This window comes from Roseobacter sp. HKCCD6576-2 (assembly GCF_013179285.1).
Lineage (GTDB): Bacteria > Pseudomonadota > Alphaproteobacteria > Rhodobacterales > Rhodobacteraceae > Rhodophyticola > Rhodophyticola oceani.
In genome coordinates, this window is the sequence record NZ_WVNW01000002.1 from 376,103 (window position 1) to 392,395 (window position 16,293).

12 protein-coding genes are annotated in these 16,293 nt (G+C 62.9%); 10 read left to right on the forward strand and 2 right to left on the reverse strand.

The features are described from left to right. Nucleotides 1-82: 82 nt before the first annotated feature. Nucleotides 83-1,078 carry a TMAO reductase system periplasmic protein TorT gene (gene torT / locus GTF44_RS08950; protein WP_367383393.1) on the reverse strand — a complete coding sequence of 332 codons (996 nt, stop codon included), beginning with the start codon at nt 1,076-1,078 and terminating at the stop codon, nt 83-85. A gap of 4 nt (nt 1,079-1,082) precedes the next feature. On the opposite strand from torT, the gene GTF44_RS08955 reads away from it, so the two are divergent. Continuing rightward, nucleotides 1,083-3,881, forward strand: coding sequence for an ATP-binding protein (locus GTF44_RS08955; RefSeq protein WP_171560879.1), 2,799 nt, complete (start codon nt 1,083-1,085; stop codon nt 3,879-3,881). Here GTF44_RS08955 and GTF44_RS08960 read toward each other — a convergent pair. Then, complete coding sequence (locus GTF44_RS08960) at nt 3,851-4,561, reverse strand: response regulator (protein ID WP_171560878.1); 711 nt, start codon at nt 4,559-4,561, stop codon at nt 3,851-3,853. The genes GTF44_RS08955 and GTF44_RS08960 overlap by 31 nt on opposite strands. Nucleotides 4,562-4,681: 120 nt before the next feature. Here GTF44_RS08960 and GTF44_RS08965 point away from each other — a divergent pair, with 120 nt between their 5' ends. The 9 genes from GTF44_RS08965 to GTF44_RS09005 all read left to right on the forward strand — a co-directional run bounded on the left by GTF44_RS08965 (nt 4,682) and on the right by GTF44_RS09005 (nt 16,238). Then, the gene (locus GTF44_RS08965; RefSeq protein WP_171560877.1) at nt 4,682-7,363 is read left to right on the forward strand and encodes a molybdopterin-dependent oxidoreductase; all 2,682 of its coding nucleotides are present in this window, start codon (nt 4,682-4,684) and stop codon (nt 7,361-7,363) included. Nucleotides 7,364-7,520: 157 nt separating this feature from the next. Continuing rightward, nucleotides 7,521-8,726: a gephyrin-like molybdotransferase Glp gene (glp, locus tag GTF44_RS08970; protein WP_253261265.1), complete on the forward strand. Its 1,206-nt coding sequence runs from the start codon at nt 7,521-7,523 to the stop codon at nt 8,724-8,726. Then, nucleotides 8,723-9,250 carry a DUF2478 domain-containing protein gene (locus GTF44_RS08975; RefSeq protein ID WP_171560875.1) on the forward strand — a complete coding sequence of 176 codons (528 nt, stop codon included), beginning with the start codon at nt 8,723-8,725 and terminating at the stop codon, nt 9,248-9,250. Before glp ends, GTF44_RS08975 begins: the two co-directional genes overlap by 4 nt. Next, on the forward strand, nt 9,240-10,247 hold the full coding sequence (moaA, locus tag GTF44_RS08980; RefSeq protein WP_171560873.1) for a GTP 3',8-cyclase MoaA: 1,008 nt from the start codon (nt 9,240-9,242) through the stop codon (nt 10,245-10,247). The genes GTF44_RS08975 and moaA overlap by 11 nt, the downstream gene beginning before the upstream one ends. A 294-nt stretch (nt 10,248-10,541) precedes the next feature. Beyond that, the gene (locus GTF44_RS08985; RefSeq protein ID WP_171560870.1) at nt 10,542-10,979 is read left to right on the forward strand and encodes a host attachment protein; all 438 of its coding nucleotides are present in this window, start codon (nt 10,542-10,544) and stop codon (nt 10,977-10,979) included. Nucleotides 10,980-11,121: 142 nt separating this feature from the next. Further along, a complete protein-coding gene (acsA, locus tag GTF44_RS08990) occupies nt 11,122-12,813 on the forward strand; it encodes an acetate--CoA ligase (protein WP_171560867.1) in 1,692 nt (563 codons plus the stop codon). Beyond that, nucleotides 12,810-14,804, forward strand: coding sequence for a pyruvate dehydrogenase (acetyl-transferring) E1 component subunit alpha (pdhA, locus tag GTF44_RS08995; protein ID WP_171560865.1), 1,995 nt, complete (start codon nt 12,810-12,812; stop codon nt 14,802-14,804). Before acsA ends, pdhA begins: the two co-directional genes overlap by 4 nt. A gap of 1 nt (nt 14,805) precedes the next feature. Continuing rightward, the gene (locus GTF44_RS09000) at nt 14,806-16,041 is read left to right on the forward strand and encodes a dihydrolipoamide acetyltransferase family protein (protein WP_171560862.1); all 1,236 of its coding nucleotides are present in this window, start codon (nt 14,806-14,808) and stop codon (nt 16,039-16,041) included. Further along, complete coding sequence (locus tag GTF44_RS09005) at nt 16,038-16,238, forward strand: acyl carrier protein (RefSeq protein WP_171560859.1); 201 nt, start codon at nt 16,038-16,040, stop codon at nt 16,236-16,238. Before GTF44_RS09000 ends, GTF44_RS09005 begins: the two co-directional genes overlap by 4 nt. The last annotated feature ends 55 nt before the right edge of the window (nt 16,239-16,293 follow it).

Consider the following 16,293-nt stretch of genomic DNA (forward strand, 5'->3'; position numbering starts at 1 on the left):
CTGACCGCGCCACAGCGGCGAGAAGCGTCGGGTCATGTATGCGGTTCGTCAGGTGGCGCAGAAAAGCTGGGCCGCCAGGTGTCTAGTCGAGATCCGGGAAATAATCCGGCGGGGAGAGCGTAACCGCGTTCAGAGCGTCGCTCTGTGGTGTCAGCACGACAATTTCTGGTCCGAAAAGCCGGTTCGGATCGCCGGTGCCGTCGCGCCCAAGCGCTTGTCGGATCGCCAGTTCACCTTGCGCCGCCGGGTCGTCGAAAGGGGCGGCGCCGATCCGGCCATTCATCAGCCCCCTTAGGACGGAGTGATTGGCATAGGTTGCATAGAGAAGCGGCGTTGGACCGTCACCAACGGCGATCAGCCCAACGGCGGCTTCGATGGCCGGAGCGCTGCCAATCAAGATATCTGTGTCCGGCGCGTCAGAGAGCGCCTCATAAACCAGCGCCAATTGCTCCGGCACACCGGTATCAGCGCCGTAAATGGTGCTGATCGTGACGGCACTATCGGCCAGCCCGGCTCGCAACCCGTCCAGCAAGGGGGTGGTCCAGCCCGACTCTGGCGGTCCGGTGATCAGGGTGGCGCTGAGCTCGCCCGATCCGACCGGGTGCAGGTCCGCCATGTGGCGGCCGAGATCCAGGCCCATATCATACCAATCGACCCCAACACGGCCACTCAGCGCGGGGGAATGCAATTCATTGACCAGCGCATAGACCGGAACTTCATGCGCTGCGGTCGCAATTGCCCGCAGCAGGACGGGATGATCGGCACTGACCGCGCCGATCAAAATGGCGTTGGCGTCGCGCGCGACGCAATCGCTCAGTTGCGCGATCTGTGCGGCCCGCGCGTTATAGCCGCCGGCCTCCATCATGATCAGGTCCACCGCTTGACGATCGGCCTCTTGTTCCAACCCAAAACCGACGCTGAGCCAGTACTCATCCTTGAAATGCGGGACCAAGACGCAGAAGAGCGGCGTAGCGGATGCGGCAGATGCCCACAGACCCATCGCCAAACCCGCCCCAATCATTGCACGTCCCCATTGCGCGCCATACTGTTCCGCCGTGTTCCAGAGCCGTTTTGACACGCGTTTGATCCTGATCCTGTCTGCCATGGGCCTTTTGGCCGTGATGGTGGGCGTGGCCGCCGTGGTGGTCAATCGCTATGTGATCCAAAGCCATGACACCTTGATCCAAAGCAATTTGCCGCGAATACAACTGGCCAGCGAAATCGGCGCGGATGTTGAATTTGTTGGGACGGTGTCGACGGCGTTTGTGCGGGCGGACACCCGGGCCGATCTCGATCGAATGGTCGCGCGGTTGGGCGACGCGGTGGATCGGATCGAGGCGGGCGTCCGTCTGTTGGAAGACGGGGAAGGTGCGGACGATCCGGCAGATTTGCCAACCGAAGATAGTGCAGCCGAAATTTTGGACCGCATCGCGACGGTCGGGCGGCAATCGTTAGAGCTCTCTGCGCGGGTCAGAGCAGAACACGAGGCGCTTGACCGCGAGGGCGCGGCTTTTACCGCGCTTGTTGGAGAAGAGATCGGGCTTGCGCGCCTGAGGGTTACAGCGACCATTGTCGGGCTCTATACCGGGGTTGATGGCGACCTCCGCCCAGTGCTGGACGATTTGGCCGACGAGTATTTCTTCGCGTTCGAGCGGCTGACTGAGTTGGGCCGATTGGTCGACGGCATGCGGCTCAAAACGCAATCGCTTCCTGCAATGATGACATCGGCGCGGCTCGAAGAGACGCATCGGGCGCTGGTGGTGCAAGTGGCAGATGCCGAACAGCGCCTCGGTTTCCTGTTATCTGACACGGCGCGTGGGGCGGCGGCGCAGCATTTGGCAGCATATCGCGCGGCGCTGGCACCCGGCGGGTTGGTCGCGTTGCAGCGAGAGCGCGTGCTCCTGGCCGATCGCTTCGTTGCGGAAAGCCGATTGCTAAACCGGCGCATAACGGCTTTGTCCAACCGCGCCCGCGTGGCACAGACCATTTCTCAAACGGCCAGCCTGGCGCGGGTCGAGGCGGTAAACCAGCGCGCGGCTCTGCTGACCACGGCCCTGATAGTCGGGGTTGCGCTTGCGGTTGGGCTGGCCGGGGTGTTGTGGATCTACGCGCGGCGCCGCCTCGTCTCGCGGCTTGGCGATGTCTCTCGTCAAATCGTTGCTGTGGCGCGTGGGACTCACGACCAACCGGTGCCGATCACTGGGCGTGACGAGATTGGGCGGATGGAAAAGGCCCTCAACATCCTGCGCCGCCGGTCCGCCGAGGCGACACGTTTGCAGGCCAGCCTTGAGGAGGCCGTGATCGCGCGTACCGGCGATCTGGTGCGCGAGATGCAGGCCTCCGATACCGCGCGGGCCGATGCCGAAGCCATCGCGCGCAGCAAAACGGAGCTTCTGGCGCTCATGAGCCACGAAATCCGGACCCCCCTGAATGGGATAGTCGGAATGCTCGGGTTGCTGGCCGCCGAAACCCAAGATGAGGAGCAAGCCAAGCGCGTGCAGATCGCGCATCGCTCGGCCCGCGATCTTTTGGATATCAGCAATGAGTTGCTCAACTTCGCCGCCAGCGATGATGCCGAGAATGGCCCCCGCGACGTTCATTTCTTGCTCCGGGATTTGGTTGGGCAGTTGGAGCTTCAGTTGCGAACTCTGGCGGCGCCAAAAGGGTTGGAGGCAACGATAGAACTGATCGAGCCTGCGCCGCATGTGCTGGTGGGCGATGTGGTCAAAATCCGCCAAATCCTCTCCAACCTGATTTCGAACGCGGTCAAATACACCGATGCCGGGCGTGTCTCGGTTCTGATCGATCATGGGATTTCGGAAGCGGATGGGCAGATCGTTTTATCGATCACCGTCGCCGATACCGGAGTTGGCATGTCTGAAGCGGCGCTGGCCGAGGCCTTCGATGCTTATGCGCGCGCCACTGCTGCCCGGCAGTCCGGGATTGAGGGGATCGGTCTTGGCCTTGCCATTTCGCGGTCGCTCACAACGGCGCTTGGCGGTGCGCTTGACGTGCAAAGCGCGCCCGGCGTCGGCAGTCGGTTCACCTTATCGGTGCCGCTTGGCCTCGGAGACCCGGATCTGATCGTCAGGGAGGTTGATCTTGATGAGGCAGCGTTTGCAGATCCGCGCCGAGTGTTGATTATTGACGATCATGCCGTCAACCGTCTGGTCGCCCGTGGTTATCTGGAAAAGATGGGGTGCGATGTGGTTGAGGTGGCCACCGGGCGGGCAGGGCTCGCCGCTGTGCAGGATGGGCCTTTCGATCTGGTCCTGATTGATCTCGACTTGCCCGACATGTCGGGGCAGTCGGTGGCCGAAGGGCTTTCCGATCAGCCTCAGGCCGGGCGTTTGGTGGCTCTGACCGCGCATCTGATCGAGGATACCGAGATGGAGCGGACTCGATTGGGCGTGTCCCGCATTCTGGCAAAACCGATTTCCCCGCGTGCGCTGGCCGATTGTCTGTCTGATGATCTGACCACGCATGCGGACCAGCCACGCGAGACAGTATCTTCCGACCCGGTCCTCGAAACCCTGCTCAGTGATAGGGTTGATCTGGGTGAGGAGACGACCGCTCGCATCGTGGCGGAGTTTCTAACCGATCTGCCAAACGCCATTGACCGCATTCGCGACGCCGGCGCTGATGATGGGGGATCATCTGACGATCTGGCCGCTGCCCGACGCGCGGCGGCACATCGGCTAAAGGGCGCGGCATCGAATTTCCGATTGGACGCCTTATGCGATTTGATGCTGCGGATTGAGGCGGGCGACGAGGTTTCCGACGCGCAACTCACCACCGCGGCGGAGGCTGCGGCGCGTCAATTGTCCGAGGCAGCAACCCAGTCCGGCCTTCACGTTGTGGCCGGGTCGACGAACCGATAGCCCTGGCCGTGCACGGTGAGAAGCCAGTCTGGTGTGGTCGCGTCCTCTTCCAGCTTTTTGCGGAGCCGCCCGACAACGACATCGATCATCCGGTCATTGGGTCGGTCCGGATCACGCCCGAGCATCTCCGAGAGCCGCCCACGGCTCAGCGTTTGCCCGGGGTGGTCCGTGAGGGCCGCGAGCACCTCAAACTCCTGCTGCGTCAGCGTTTCGACGCGGCTGACCGAAACCAGCCGGCGTCGAATACGGTCAAAGCGCCAAGGGCCGAACACATCCACCGGCGGCGGACCTTCCGGGGCTTGGCCGATATCCGCGATGCGCGCCAGAAGGTTCTTCACCCGCGCGGCCAATTCGCGTTTGTCGAAAGGCTTGGTGACATAGTCATCGGCGCCCATTTCCAGGCCGACGATCTTGTCGACCTGATCATCGCGCGCGGTTAGCAGGATGATCCCAACCCGGGAGGCCGCGCGCTGTTCGCGCGTGATCGTCAGCCCATCTTTGCCGCCGAGATTGATATCCACCAGCAACAGTTCTGCCGGGTCGCGGGCCAAGACGGCCTCCATCTCCTCCGCGTTTGCGGCATCGCTGACGCGGTAGCCCTGGCCGCTGAGATAGGCGACGAGGCGCATCCGGGTGGTGCGGTCGTCTTCGACGACAAGGATATGGGGCAGGGGCGTCATGGTGTTTACAATTCTTCACATCTTCGTACAGGCCGCCTTGACGTGCATCAACAGGGTGACAGGCGCTGCGGCGGTAAAATCGGGCAGAAAATATCAGAAAGAGCTAAGGAGGCTTCTCCCATGTCATTCCATCGTCCTACCCGCCGCGGGTTTATGCAGGGAGGGGCAGCGGCCTTCGGTGCCGCGACGTTGATGAACTCAACCGCGCTGGCATCGATCGACCCAAACTCATTTAGCAACCGCACATTCCACGCCACCCACTATGGCCCGTTCGAGGCCGTGGTGCGTGACGGTCGGCTTATCGGCATCAACACGATGATGGAGCTGGACGCCCGTCCGACCGAGATGCTGACCCAAGGCGTCCTGGATCGGACCTATGATCGGAGCCGCATCGACTATCCGATGGTCCGGAAATCCTACCTGGAAAACTGGCAAACCGGCGAGACCCGTCCTGAATTGCGGGGCGAAGAGCCTTATGTTCGGGTCGATTGGGACACGGCGCTCGATCTTACCGCAAAGGCCTTGCTCGACACCGCAACCAACTATGGCAATGAGGCGATCTTCAGCTCCTCCTATGGTGGCTGGAGCCATGCGGGCGTCATGCGCCCCAATGTGCTGCAAGGGCGGCTTCTGAACCTCATGGGCGGCTGCACCAACACGCAAGGCGACTGGTCCGCCGGGGCCTCGCAAATCGCCCTGCCACGGGTCATCGGCGATATGGAAGTGTACTCTCCGCAATCTGCTTGGGAGACGATCCGCGACAATACCGAGGTGTTCCTGCTTGTCGGCTGTGACCCGATCAAGAACAACCGCGTCGAATTCCGCGTGGCCGATCACGGCATGTATGCACCTTGGGAAATGATCCGCGATGCAGGCGTCCGCTTCATCTCGATCAACCCGCAGCGCACGGCGACCGATGACTATCTGAATGCTGAATGGATGCGCATCATCCCCAACACCGATGTCGCGTTGTTCCTGGCGATGGCCTATCACGTGCTCGATCAAGGTCTCGAAGACCGCGCGTATATGGACCGTTACACCGTCGGCGCGGATCGCTGGATCGCCTATGTCCAGGGTGAGGGCGAAGACGCAACGCCGAAAACCCCGGAATGGGCTGCCGCGATCACCGGCATCGACGCCGATGAGATCCGGGCGCTGGCCGAGCTTCTGGCAACCTCAACCACCTCGATTGCTGGCGCCTGGTCGCTGCAACGGGCACAGCATGGCGAGATGACCCACTGGGCCATCGTCAACTTCTCCGCACTCACGGGGCAAATCGGGCGGCCGGGCAGTGGTGTCGGCTTTAGCTGGCACTATGGCAATGGCGGCATGCCGCAATCGGGCCAAGCCACGCCAACAGGGCTGAGCCAGGGCCGAAACTTTGTGCGCGGCACCTGTCCGGCCGGTCGGATCACCGACATGCTGGAAAATCCCGGCATGGAGTTCACCTATAACGGCAACCCGGGCGTTTATCCCGAGGTTCACATGATCTTCAACGCCGGCAACAACTTCATGTCGCACCAGCAGGACACCAACAGGCTGATCCGGGCGCTGGAAACCGTCGACACGATTGTCAGCGTCGATGTCTGGTGGACGGCGGCGACCCGGTGGGCCGATATCGTGCTGCCCGCGTCGTCTTCGCTGGAACGTGATGACATCACCTCGGGCGGAACCTATTCCAATGACCGGGTCTATGCGATGAAGAAGGTCATCGAGCCGGTGGGCGAAAGCCGTTCGGATTACGAGATATTCGAGGGTCTCGCCGACAAGCTGGGCCTTTGGGCGCAGTTCACCGATGGCGAAGAGTTCATGACCCATATTCGGGCAGCCTATGAACGGTCCTCCGCTGCGGACGAAATCCCGTTCGAAGAGTTCTGGGAAAAGGGCTATGCCCGGATGGAAGTGCCGGACGAAGCCCGCGCTTGGGTGCGGCACAGCGCCTTTATCGACGACCCGGAAGGCAACCCGCTGCACACGACCTCGGGCCGGATCGAGATGTATTGCGAAGACATCGCCGCGATGGAGATCGGCGATTGCCCGGGCATGCCGATGTGGATGGAGAAGCACGAATATCTCGGCAATGCCGAGCCTGGGCAACTCCACGTCGTGTCGCCACACCCATGGTTCCGGCTGCACAGCCAGATGGACCAATCCGAGAGCTTGCGCGACCTTTATAAGGTCCAAGGCCGGGAACCGGTGCGGATCAACCGGCAGGATGCCGAAGAACGCGGCATTGCCGACGGTGACTTGGTCGAGCTCTATAACGACCGTGGCACGGTCATCGCCGGGGCAGTCCTCAGTGATGAGATCATGCCGGGGGTTGTGTCGATCTACGAGGGTTGCTGGCCGCAGCTCGATGGTCAAGGCCGGTGTAACTCGGGGCTGGTGAACTTCATCACCTCGACGCAACGCGCCTCGGGTCTCAGCCAAGCCAACTCGGCCAACACGGTGCTCGCCTCGCTGCGGCGTTGCGAGGATCCCGAGGGGCCGAACATGGCCTATGAGAAGCCCGATATCATCGAGATGGATGAAGTGGCCTTCGCCGCGCCGGACTACGATGATCTGGGTCTCGACCGCCTCTATGATCTGACCGACGCGCTCTATGCCGATATGGAGCCTGCGGAACGTCTGTTCTACGAGCGGTGTACGGTCTGCCACGGGCCGCGTGAGCCCCACCACTTCACGCAGCTCCAATGGCGCGGTATCACGCCCTCGATGTTCCCACGGGCGGGTCTGGATGAGGAAGAGGCCGCAATGGTCACCGACTATCTGATGCGCCACGCCTCCGACGCGCCGAACTAAGGCGGCGACATCTCCGGGCCGGGCGATCCTCTTCTTGGGTTGCCCGGCCCATCTTCTCTTCCCATCCACCTTTGGTTTTCGGAGTTTTTTCATGGATGGCACGTTTGTTTCTTGCGGGTGCTGTGACGATGCCCCGGCGAAGACAAGAGCAAGCCTCATGTCAGTGGCGGACGCCGTTGCATTGGCGCTTTGCGACATTGCCCCGGTGGCGGGCCGCGCGCTTCGATCTCTGGGCGACGCCCTCGGGCGCGTGACGGTCGACCGGATCGACGCGCCGGGGCCGTTGCCCCGTTTTGACAGCGCGGCGATGGACGGCGTCGCGCTCCGCACGGCTGATCTCGCGCAAGCCTCCGACCTGCCATTGGCAGGCACCATTGCCGCCGGAGATGGCCCGTCGGATTTGCCCGCCGGGCGGGCGATGCAGATTTTCACCGGCGCACCGGTGCCGCACGGTGCCGATGCGGTGGTGATGATTGAGCGCTGCCGGATTTCCGACGACCATGTGCATATCGATCACCCGCCCGCGCCGGGGGACAACATCCGGCCCATGGGCAGCGATCAAGCGCCGGGCCAATCCCTTATCGAGGCCGGAACCCGGCTCACGCCGCATCATATCGGTCTGTTGGCCGCCAATGGCGTGACTGAGGTCGCTCTCCGGCGGAAACCACGGATCGCGGTCTTCTCGACCGGCGATGAACTGACCGAAGGCGCTTGTGCAGGGGGCCAGATCAACGACGCCAATCGGCCCATGCTTCTGGCCTTGATCCGCGCCGCCGGGGCCGAGGCGGTGGATGCCGGTGTCATCCCCGATGATCTTGCGGCGAGCGCCGAGGCCTTGGCCCGTGTCGCGCCGAATGTGGACCTGATCGTGACGTCGGGCGCGGTCTCGATGGGCGGCAAAGACCATCTGCGCGCCGCCTTGGATGCGGCAGGGGGTGCGGTTCGTGGATGGCGCGTCGCCATAAAGCCCGGCAAGCCGGTGCTTTTCGGACGCATCGGGGAGGCGGCTTATACCGGTCTGCCGGGCAACCCATTCGCGGTGCATGTGGGCTTTCACCTTTTCGTCGCGCCGCAGATCGCCCGCTTATCCGGCACCGCGCCTCGGGCTTTCGCAACCGTCCCGGCGCGCGCAGGTTTCGATTGGACCCGCAAAGCGAGCCGGGCCGAGGTCTTCCCCGTACGCCTCCTGCGTTATGATGAAACTGGCCTGCCCGTGTTGGAGCGGCTTGGCCGCAGCGTCTCGGGCACGCTTCTGCCGCTGAGCGGCGCAGATGGTTTGGCGATGGTTCCGGCAGAGACATGCGATCTGCGCTCAGGCGACGCGCTGCGCTGGCAGCCGTTTTCCCAAGGAGATATCCAATGACCGATATTCAACTGGCCGCGATCCGGTTCGAAACCGATGATGTCGACGCGCTGCTCAGCGATGTGGCCGCCGCGTTGACCGCCGAGCGTCTTGCGGTGCGCGGGGTCTTGCAGAGCCGGGGTGAGGTCAGCGGCGACTGCCATTGCGCCGATATGGATTTGACCAGCATCGGCACCGGGCAGGTGTTTCGGATTTCCCAACCGCTTGGCAACGGCTCGCGCGGCTGCCGCCTCGACCCCGGGGCTTTGGCTGAATGTTCGGCCCATCTTGAAGCCGAACTGGCTGCAGGTGCCGATCTGTTGATCCTCAATCGCTTTGGCCGTGGCGAAAGCGAAGGGCGCGGCTTCCGCGACTTGATCTTTACGGCTTTGGCGCGTGGCGTGCCAGTTTTGACCGCGGTGCGCCCAACCTATGCCGATGCTTGGGCCGCCTTCGGCGGAGGGGCGACGACAGACTTACCGGTCCATCTTGGGGCCGTTTGTGACTGGGCGCATCGCGCCATGGCGGTACGTCATGCCGCTTGATAGTACACCAATGCCGCTGATCGACCGGTTTGGGCGTCGTGTGACCTATCTTCGGCTGTCGGTGACCGACCGGTGCGATCTCCGCTGTACCTATTGCATGGCGGAGAAGATGGTGTTCTTGCCCAAACGCGATCTCTTGAGCCTGGAGGAACTGGCACGTCTATCGCGTGTTTTTGTCCGCCACGGCGTCCGCAAACTGCGGATTACGGGCGGTGAGCCGCTGGTGCGTCGCGATGTGCTCGATCTGTTTCGCGATCTCGGGCGGGACGTGCGGCGGGGCGATCTGGATGAGGTGACGCTGACCACGAACGGGACGCAACTCGTCCGCCATGCCGACGCGCTGGCGGCGGCGGGCGTGCGGCGGGTGAATGTCTCGCTTGATACGCTCGACCCGGCGCGGTTTCGCGCTGTGACCCGGCTTGGCACGCTTGCGACGGTGTTGGCCGGCATCGATGCGGCCTTGGCGGCGGGTCTTTCCGTGAAACTTAACGCGGTTGCCAGCCGCGGCGCCTTCCAAGCGGAGCTTGATGATCTGATCCTGTTCGCCCATGGCCGTGGCATGGATTTGACGCTGATCGAAGAGATGCCGGCAGGCGACACAGGGTCGGATCGGGCGGATCGGGCGCTGTCTCTGGCAGATGTGCAGCGCGATCTGGCGCAGCGTTGGACGCTGGAGCCGCTGCGTGCCACAACAGGCGGGCCGGCCCGGTTTGTGCGTCTCCGCGAAACCGGCGGACGGCTTGGGTTCATATCTCCAATGTCGTGTAGCTTCTGTGCGCTGTGTAATCGGGTGCGGGTCAGTTGCACGGGACAGCTTTATCCTTGCATGGGCGACGAAGGTGCGGTCGATTTGCGCGCACCGCTCCGCATCTCGGACCAAGCTGTGTTTGCCGCGATCCGAGAGGCGTTGGAGCACAAGCCGCAACGCCATCGGTTCGATGCTACGGCTATGAACAGCCCGACCTTGGCGCGTCATATGTCGGCGCTTGGGGGTTAGTCTATTGGTATCGATTTGGGACGGGTCGCGCCATCGTCTGGATGAGGGCGGTTGTTTCAAAGACGCGTATTGATGCGCGTCAATCCCTCGATCGGATCGCCAGGTTAACCTGCGGCCATGGGCCGTTTCTCGGGTATCTACGAGCTTTCGGAATCCGCTGCGAGTGCGTCGTCGGAGGCCGCCGTTCATCCCGGCTGCGTGGGATAGCGCCATGCGCTTGCGTGAGATCATGCGGCCTTGCGAGATGTCTCAAAAATCGCGGAGCCATCATTGTTGGAGAAGAGGAGACGGAGCATGAAACCGACAATCACTTGGGTCCTTCTCGCGGATGCGCAATCCGCGCGGATCGTGATGAATGCGGGGCCGGGGAAAGGGTTTTCTGACGTGCCCGGCAAGCAGTTCAAAGCTGCGCCGCCGACAGAGTACGCCGACACGCCGGGGCAGGGGCAAAGCAGCCATGGGCCGGGCCGCGCGGCGATGACACGGCGCGATCCGAAAGCGGCAGCAGCCAAGGCCTTTGCCAAGAGGCTTGCCGATGATCTCGCCGAGGCTCAACGCGCCGGACATTTCGCGCGCCTGGTGCTTGTGGCCGGGCCGCAGATGTTGGGCGATTTGAGAGAGGCGTTGAGCCCGCCCGTGCGAGCGGCACTTTTGGGCGAGTTGGACAAGACCTTGACCGAGGTCGCGCTTGCCGATCTGCCCGAGCATCTCGCCGATATACTTGCCAGTTGAACCCGCATGAGGGCTGGCGCTTAAGTGCCTTTGGGATCGGTCATTGCTCGGCAAACATCTTGACCGGTCCCGCACTGTCCGATTGACCGAGATTAATGACGCCTGCGGATGGTCTGCCACTCTTTCCGATGAGGAGGAGACCATGATCGAAACAGGTTCGAAGACTGCCGCCGCGTCCATTTTCACCGAAACAGCCGATGTCAGTGGGCTCAATGGGGGGATGAACATCGCCCATGAGGCGGTGGACCGGCATGTGCAGCAAGGCCACGGCGATGACACCGCCATCCTTTGGCTGGGCAAAGCGGATGAGCGGCGCGAGATTTCCTATACCGAGTTGGCGGCGATGTCGGCGCGATTTGCCAATGTGCTGCACGCCCATGGCTGCGTGCCAGGGGATAGCCTCTTTGCGTTGATGGGCCGGGTGCCCGAGCTTTATGCCACGGCAATCGGCACGCTGAAGGCTGGGTTGGTGTTCACGCCGCTTTTCTCGGCCTTCGGGCCGGAGCCGATTCAAACGCGGATGGAAATCGGATCGGCCAAAGTCCTGGTCACGACGGCGAAGATCTATCAACGCAAGATCGCGAAATGGCGGGATGAGCTCCCCTCGCTGAAACTGGTGATGATCCTGGGCGATGACGCGCCAGACGGGTGTATCGCCCTTCGCCCGGCGCTGGCGGCGGCTGGCCCAGTGTTCGAGACGGTGCGTACCGCACCTGAAGACCCCGCGTTGATCCATTTCACCTCTGGCACCACCGGCAAGCCCAAGGGGGCGGTCCATGTCCATGGCGCTGTCGTCTATCATGCCTATTCCGGGCGCGTCGCGCTCGATTTGAAGCCTGGTACGATCTATTGGTGCACCGCCGATCCTGGCTGGGTCACCGGCACGTCTTACGGGATCATTGCCCCCCTGGTGAACCGGGTCACGATGATCGTGGATGAGGCGGAGTTCGATCTTGACCGCTGGTACGGCATCGTCGAGCGGGAACGCGTCGAGGTTTGGTATTCGGCGCCCACGGCGATCCGTATGATGATGCGTGCCGGGGCTGAGGCGGCGAAACCTTATGATTTCTCCAAGCTACGGTTTCTGGCCAGTGTCGGTGAACCGCTGAACCCCGAGGCGGTGGTCTGGAGCGAAGAGGTGTTCGGCCAGCCGTTCCACGACAATTGGTGGCAGACCGAGACCGGCGGCATCATGATCGCCAATTGCCCAGGCGAGACCGTCAAGCCCGGCTCCATGGGGCGCCCCTTGCCGGGGATCACCGCCGGGATTGTCGAGCGTGGCGACACCGGCCTGACCGAGATGCCGGTTGGGGAGATTGGCGAGTTGGCGCTGCGGCCCGGCTGGCCGTCAATGATGCGCACCTATCTGCACGAACAGGCGCGTTACGATAAGTGTTTCGTCGATGGCTGGTACCTGTCCGGTGATCTCGCACTCCGCGATGCGGAGGGGTATTTCTGGTTCGTGGGCCGGGCCGACGATCTGATCAAAACCTCTGGCCATCTGATCGGACCGTTCGAGGTGGAAAGCGCCTTGATCGAACATGAAGCCGTGGCCGAGGCCGGTGTCATCGGCTTGCCGGATGAGACGGCGGGCGAAGTGGTGAAAGCCTATGTCACCTTGAACCCCGGCGTTGAGCCTTCTGCCGAGTTGGAACGCGATATCCGGGGCCATGCCCGCAAGAAACTCGGCCCCGCCGTCGCCCCGCGCGAGGTCGTGTTCCGCCAAACCCTGCCCAAGACCCGCTCCGGCAAAATCATGCGACGGCTTCTGAAGGCGCGCGAACTGGGCCTGCCCGAGGGCGATATTTCCACATTGGAGATTGACGAGACATGACTGTGATCGACAAACCGCGCCTCGACCGGGCACATGTGCTGGCGCTTCTGCGCGAAATGATCCGCATCCGCCGGTTCGAAGACAAATGCGCCGAGCTTTATACGCAGCAGAAGATCCGGGGGTTCCTGCATCTCTATGACGGCGAGGAGGCCGTGGCCGCGGGGATCATTCCTGTTCTTGGTCCCGACGACGCGGTTGTCGCGACCTACCGAGAACATGGCCACGCGCTGGTGCGCGGCGTGCCAATGACCACGATCATGGCCGAGATGTATGGCAAGGCCGAGGGCTGCTCCGGTGGGCGCGGCGGCTCCATGCATCTGTTCGATGCCGAGACGAATTTCTTGGGCGGGAACGCAATTGTCGGCGGCGGTTTGCCGCTGGCCACGGGTCGGGCCCTGGCCGACCGGATGAACGGCACCCAAAATGTGACTGCCTGTTTCTTTGGCGAAGGGGCGGTGGCCGAGGGCGAGTTTCACGAGGCGATGAACCTGGCACAGCTTTGGGGCCTGCCGGTGCTGTTTGTCTGCGAAAACAACGGCTACGCCATGGGGTCGGCCATCGAGCGGACCGAGGCGCAGGTTGAGGTGGCAAAGAAGGCCGCAGGTTACGGCATGGCGGCGGAGCAGGTCGACGGCATGGATGTCGTCGCGGTGGAGGCCGCCGCGCGGCGCGCCATCGCGCAGATCCGCGAGACCAGCGCACCGATGCTTCTGGAATGTCAGACCTATCGGTTCCGGGCCCATTCGATGTTCGACCCGCAGCTTTACCGCGACAAGGATGAGGTCGCCGCCTGGCGACAAAAAGGCCCGATTGTCCGCTTCCGATCCTGGCTGCTCGACAACAATTTGGTCCACAAAGAGGACGTGCAGGCGATCGAAGACGCCGCCGATGCCGAGATTGCTGAGGCCGTCGCCTTCGCCGAAGCTGGAACATGGGAGCCCGTGGCGGCACTCACCGAGCATGTTCTTGGGCCGCAACCGGCACCACGAGCGGCGGCGACACCTTCTGGCACAACCGTGGAGACCACCTATCGCGAGGCCGTCAAGCAAGGCATCCTTGATGCGATGCTGCGTGATGATCGGGTGTTTCTGATGGGCGAGGATGTGGGGGCCTATGGCGGCTGCTACGCGGTCTCGAAAGGCTTGATGGACGAGTTTGGTGAGGCGCGCATCCGCGATACGCCGCTGTCAGAGTCTGGCTTCACCGGGGCCGGGATCGGGGCCGCCGTCGCAGGTATGCGGCCTATCGTGGAACTGATGACGGTAAACTTCTCGATGTTGGCGCTGGATCAGATTCTGAACACGGCGGCGACGCTGCGGCATATGTCGGGCGGGCAATTCGGCGTGCCGCTGGTGATCCGCATGGCGACCGGCGCAGGCAAGCAGCTCGCTGCGCAGCATTCGCATAGTTTGGAAGGCTGGTATGCCCACATCCCCGGACTGAAAGTCTTGGTGCCAGCCACGCTCGAGGATGCGCGCGGGATGCTCTGGACGGCGCTCGAAGACCCTGATCCGGTGCTGATCTTCGAAAATGTGATGCTTTATAACCGTTCGGGCCGGATTGATGAAGCCGCAGGCGCGGTCGATATCTCCAAGGCCGCTATACGCCGCGAGGGCGCCGATCTGAGCCTGATCACCTATGGTGGATCGCTGTTCAAAACGCTTGATGCGGCGGAGGCACTGGCCAAAGACGGGATCGAGGCCGAGGTGATCGACCTGCGCAGCCTAAGACCGTTGGATGATGCCACCATCCTGGCTTCGGTGGGCAAAACCCGCCGTGCCGTGATCGTCGATGAAGGTTGGCGCAGCGGGTCGCTCGCCGCCGAAATCTCCGCCCGAATTATGGAGCAGGCGCTTTGGTCGCTTGATGCGCCGGTGGGCCGGGTTTGCTCGGTTGAGGTGCCGATCCCCTATCCCAAACATCTGGAAGAGGCAGCGATCCCTCAGATCGACAGCATTGTCACCGCGGCCAAATCGCTGTTCGGGCGCTAAGATGGGTGTGTTTGCGATGCCCTCACTCGGGGCGGATATGGAAGATGGTACTCTTGTCGAATGGATGATTGCCGAGGGCGACACCGTCGCGCGCGGCGATGTGGTGGCTGTTGTCGAAACCCAAAAAGGCGCAATCGAGATCGAGTGTTTCGAGGTCGGACCAGTCTCGAAACTGCTCGTCCCGGTGGGCCAGGTGGTGCCGGTTGGTGCACCCTTGGCTGTGATCGGCGAGGGAGACGTGCCAGAACCGGCGCCGGAACCCATGCCTGCCGCCGCGCCGCAGGCCCAACCGGACGCGCCGCCAGCACCAAGCCCAGAGCGGCCAGTTCCGCCCGCCGCGGCTCCACCGGCAAGGCCGCCACGTGCTGATGGCGCGGCCGGTTCCACTATTCCGTCCACCTCGGATCAGCCACGCGCCACGCCTGCGGCCCGATTGCGAGCGCAGGAAATCGGCGTCGACCTGAGTGGGATCTCGGGCACCGGACCAGATGGGGTGATTGTTCTGGGCGATGTCGCGCGCGGCCAGGGTGCCGTGCCCCCACCGCAAGCCACCGCGCCGACAAAGAAAGACCCGAAAGCCGAAATGCGTAAAGCCATTGCTGCGGCCATGGCACGGTCCAAACAAACCATTCCGCATTTCTACCTATCGCAAACCATTGATGTGCAACCGGCGTTGGACCACCTGGCAACGCTAAATACCAACCGCCCGCCGGCGGAGCGGCTGTTGCTCGGCGCGCTCTTGGTACGGGCGACGGCCCTGGCCGCGCGGGCCTGCCCAACGATGAACGGCCACTACGAGGGCAGCGATTTCCAGCCCGCGTCCGATGTTAATGTGGGTCTTGCAATTGCGCTTCGCGGGGGCGGGTTGGTTGCACCTGCGGTGATGCAGGCTGACACGCTGACGCTTGATGAGACCATGATGGCGATGCGCGATTTAGTCGCCCGTGCCCGAGCCGGGCGTTTGCGCGGAACCGAGATGACCGCTGGCACACTGACCTTGTCGAGCCTTGGCGACAGCGGGGCGGAAACGATGGGCGGCGTCATCTTCCCGCCGCAGGTGGCGCTGGTCGGGCTGGGCGCGCCGCAGCTTCGACCGTGGGTGGTCGATGGGGCGCTTCAGCCGCGCCAGGTGATTCACCTGACCCTCTCCGTCGATCACAGGGTCAATGACGGGCGCCAAGCGTCTCGTTTCCTGACTGCATTCGACTCCCATCTGACATCTCCGGAGGCCTTATGACCGAAGACGAAATCCGCGTTGCTTTTCTGAAAGAACTGACCAGCGTCGCTCCCGATCTGGACCTGGATTCGATGGATATCTTGAACCTCGTCACGGCGCTTCATGTCCGTTTCGGTATCGATGTGGCGGAACCGGACTATCCCAAAATCGCGACGCTGGCCTCTGCAGTGCCGTTCCTTGCTGCGCGGATGGGGTAGCTTTCTTCATCCAACCAGAAAGGAAGAACGCCCCGATGGTGGTGATCGGGGCGCT

Bases quoted from the DNA above. Each gene is read 5' to 3' on its own strand.
- GTF44_RS08960 (WP_171560878.1), bottom strand. From the start codon at position 4,561: ATGACGCCCCTGCCCCATATCCTTGTCGTCGAAGACGACCGCACCACC.
- GTF44_RS08965 (WP_171560877.1), top strand. From the start codon at position 4,682: ATGTCATTCCATCGTCCTACCCGCCGCGGGTTTATGCAGGGAGGGGCA.
- glp (WP_253261265.1), top strand. From the start codon at position 7,521: ATGTCAGTGGCGGACGCCGTTGCATTGGCGCTTTGCGACATTGCCCCG.
- GTF44_RS08975 (WP_171560875.1), top strand. From the start codon at position 8,723: ATGACCGATATTCAACTGGCCGCGATCCGGTTCGAAACCGATGATGTC.
- moaA (WP_171560873.1), top strand. From the start codon at position 9,240: ATGCCGCTTGATAGTACACCAATGCCGCTGATCGACCGGTTTGGGCGT.
- GTF44_RS08985 (WP_171560870.1), top strand. From the start codon at position 10,542: ATGAAACCGACAATCACTTGGGTCCTTCTCGCGGATGCGCAATCCGCG.
- acsA (WP_171560867.1), top strand. From the start codon at position 11,122: ATGATCGAAACAGGTTCGAAGACTGCCGCCGCGTCCATTTTCACCGAA.
- pdhA (WP_171560865.1), top strand. From the start codon at position 12,810: ATGACTGTGATCGACAAACCGCGCCTCGACCGGGCACATGTGCTGGCG.
- GTF44_RS09000 (WP_171560862.1), top strand. From the start codon at position 14,806: ATGGGTGTGTTTGCGATGCCCTCACTCGGGGCGGATATGGAAGATGGT.
- GTF44_RS09005 (WP_171560859.1), top strand. From the start codon at position 16,038: ATGACCGAAGACGAAATCCGCGTTGCTTTTCTGAAAGAACTGACCAGC.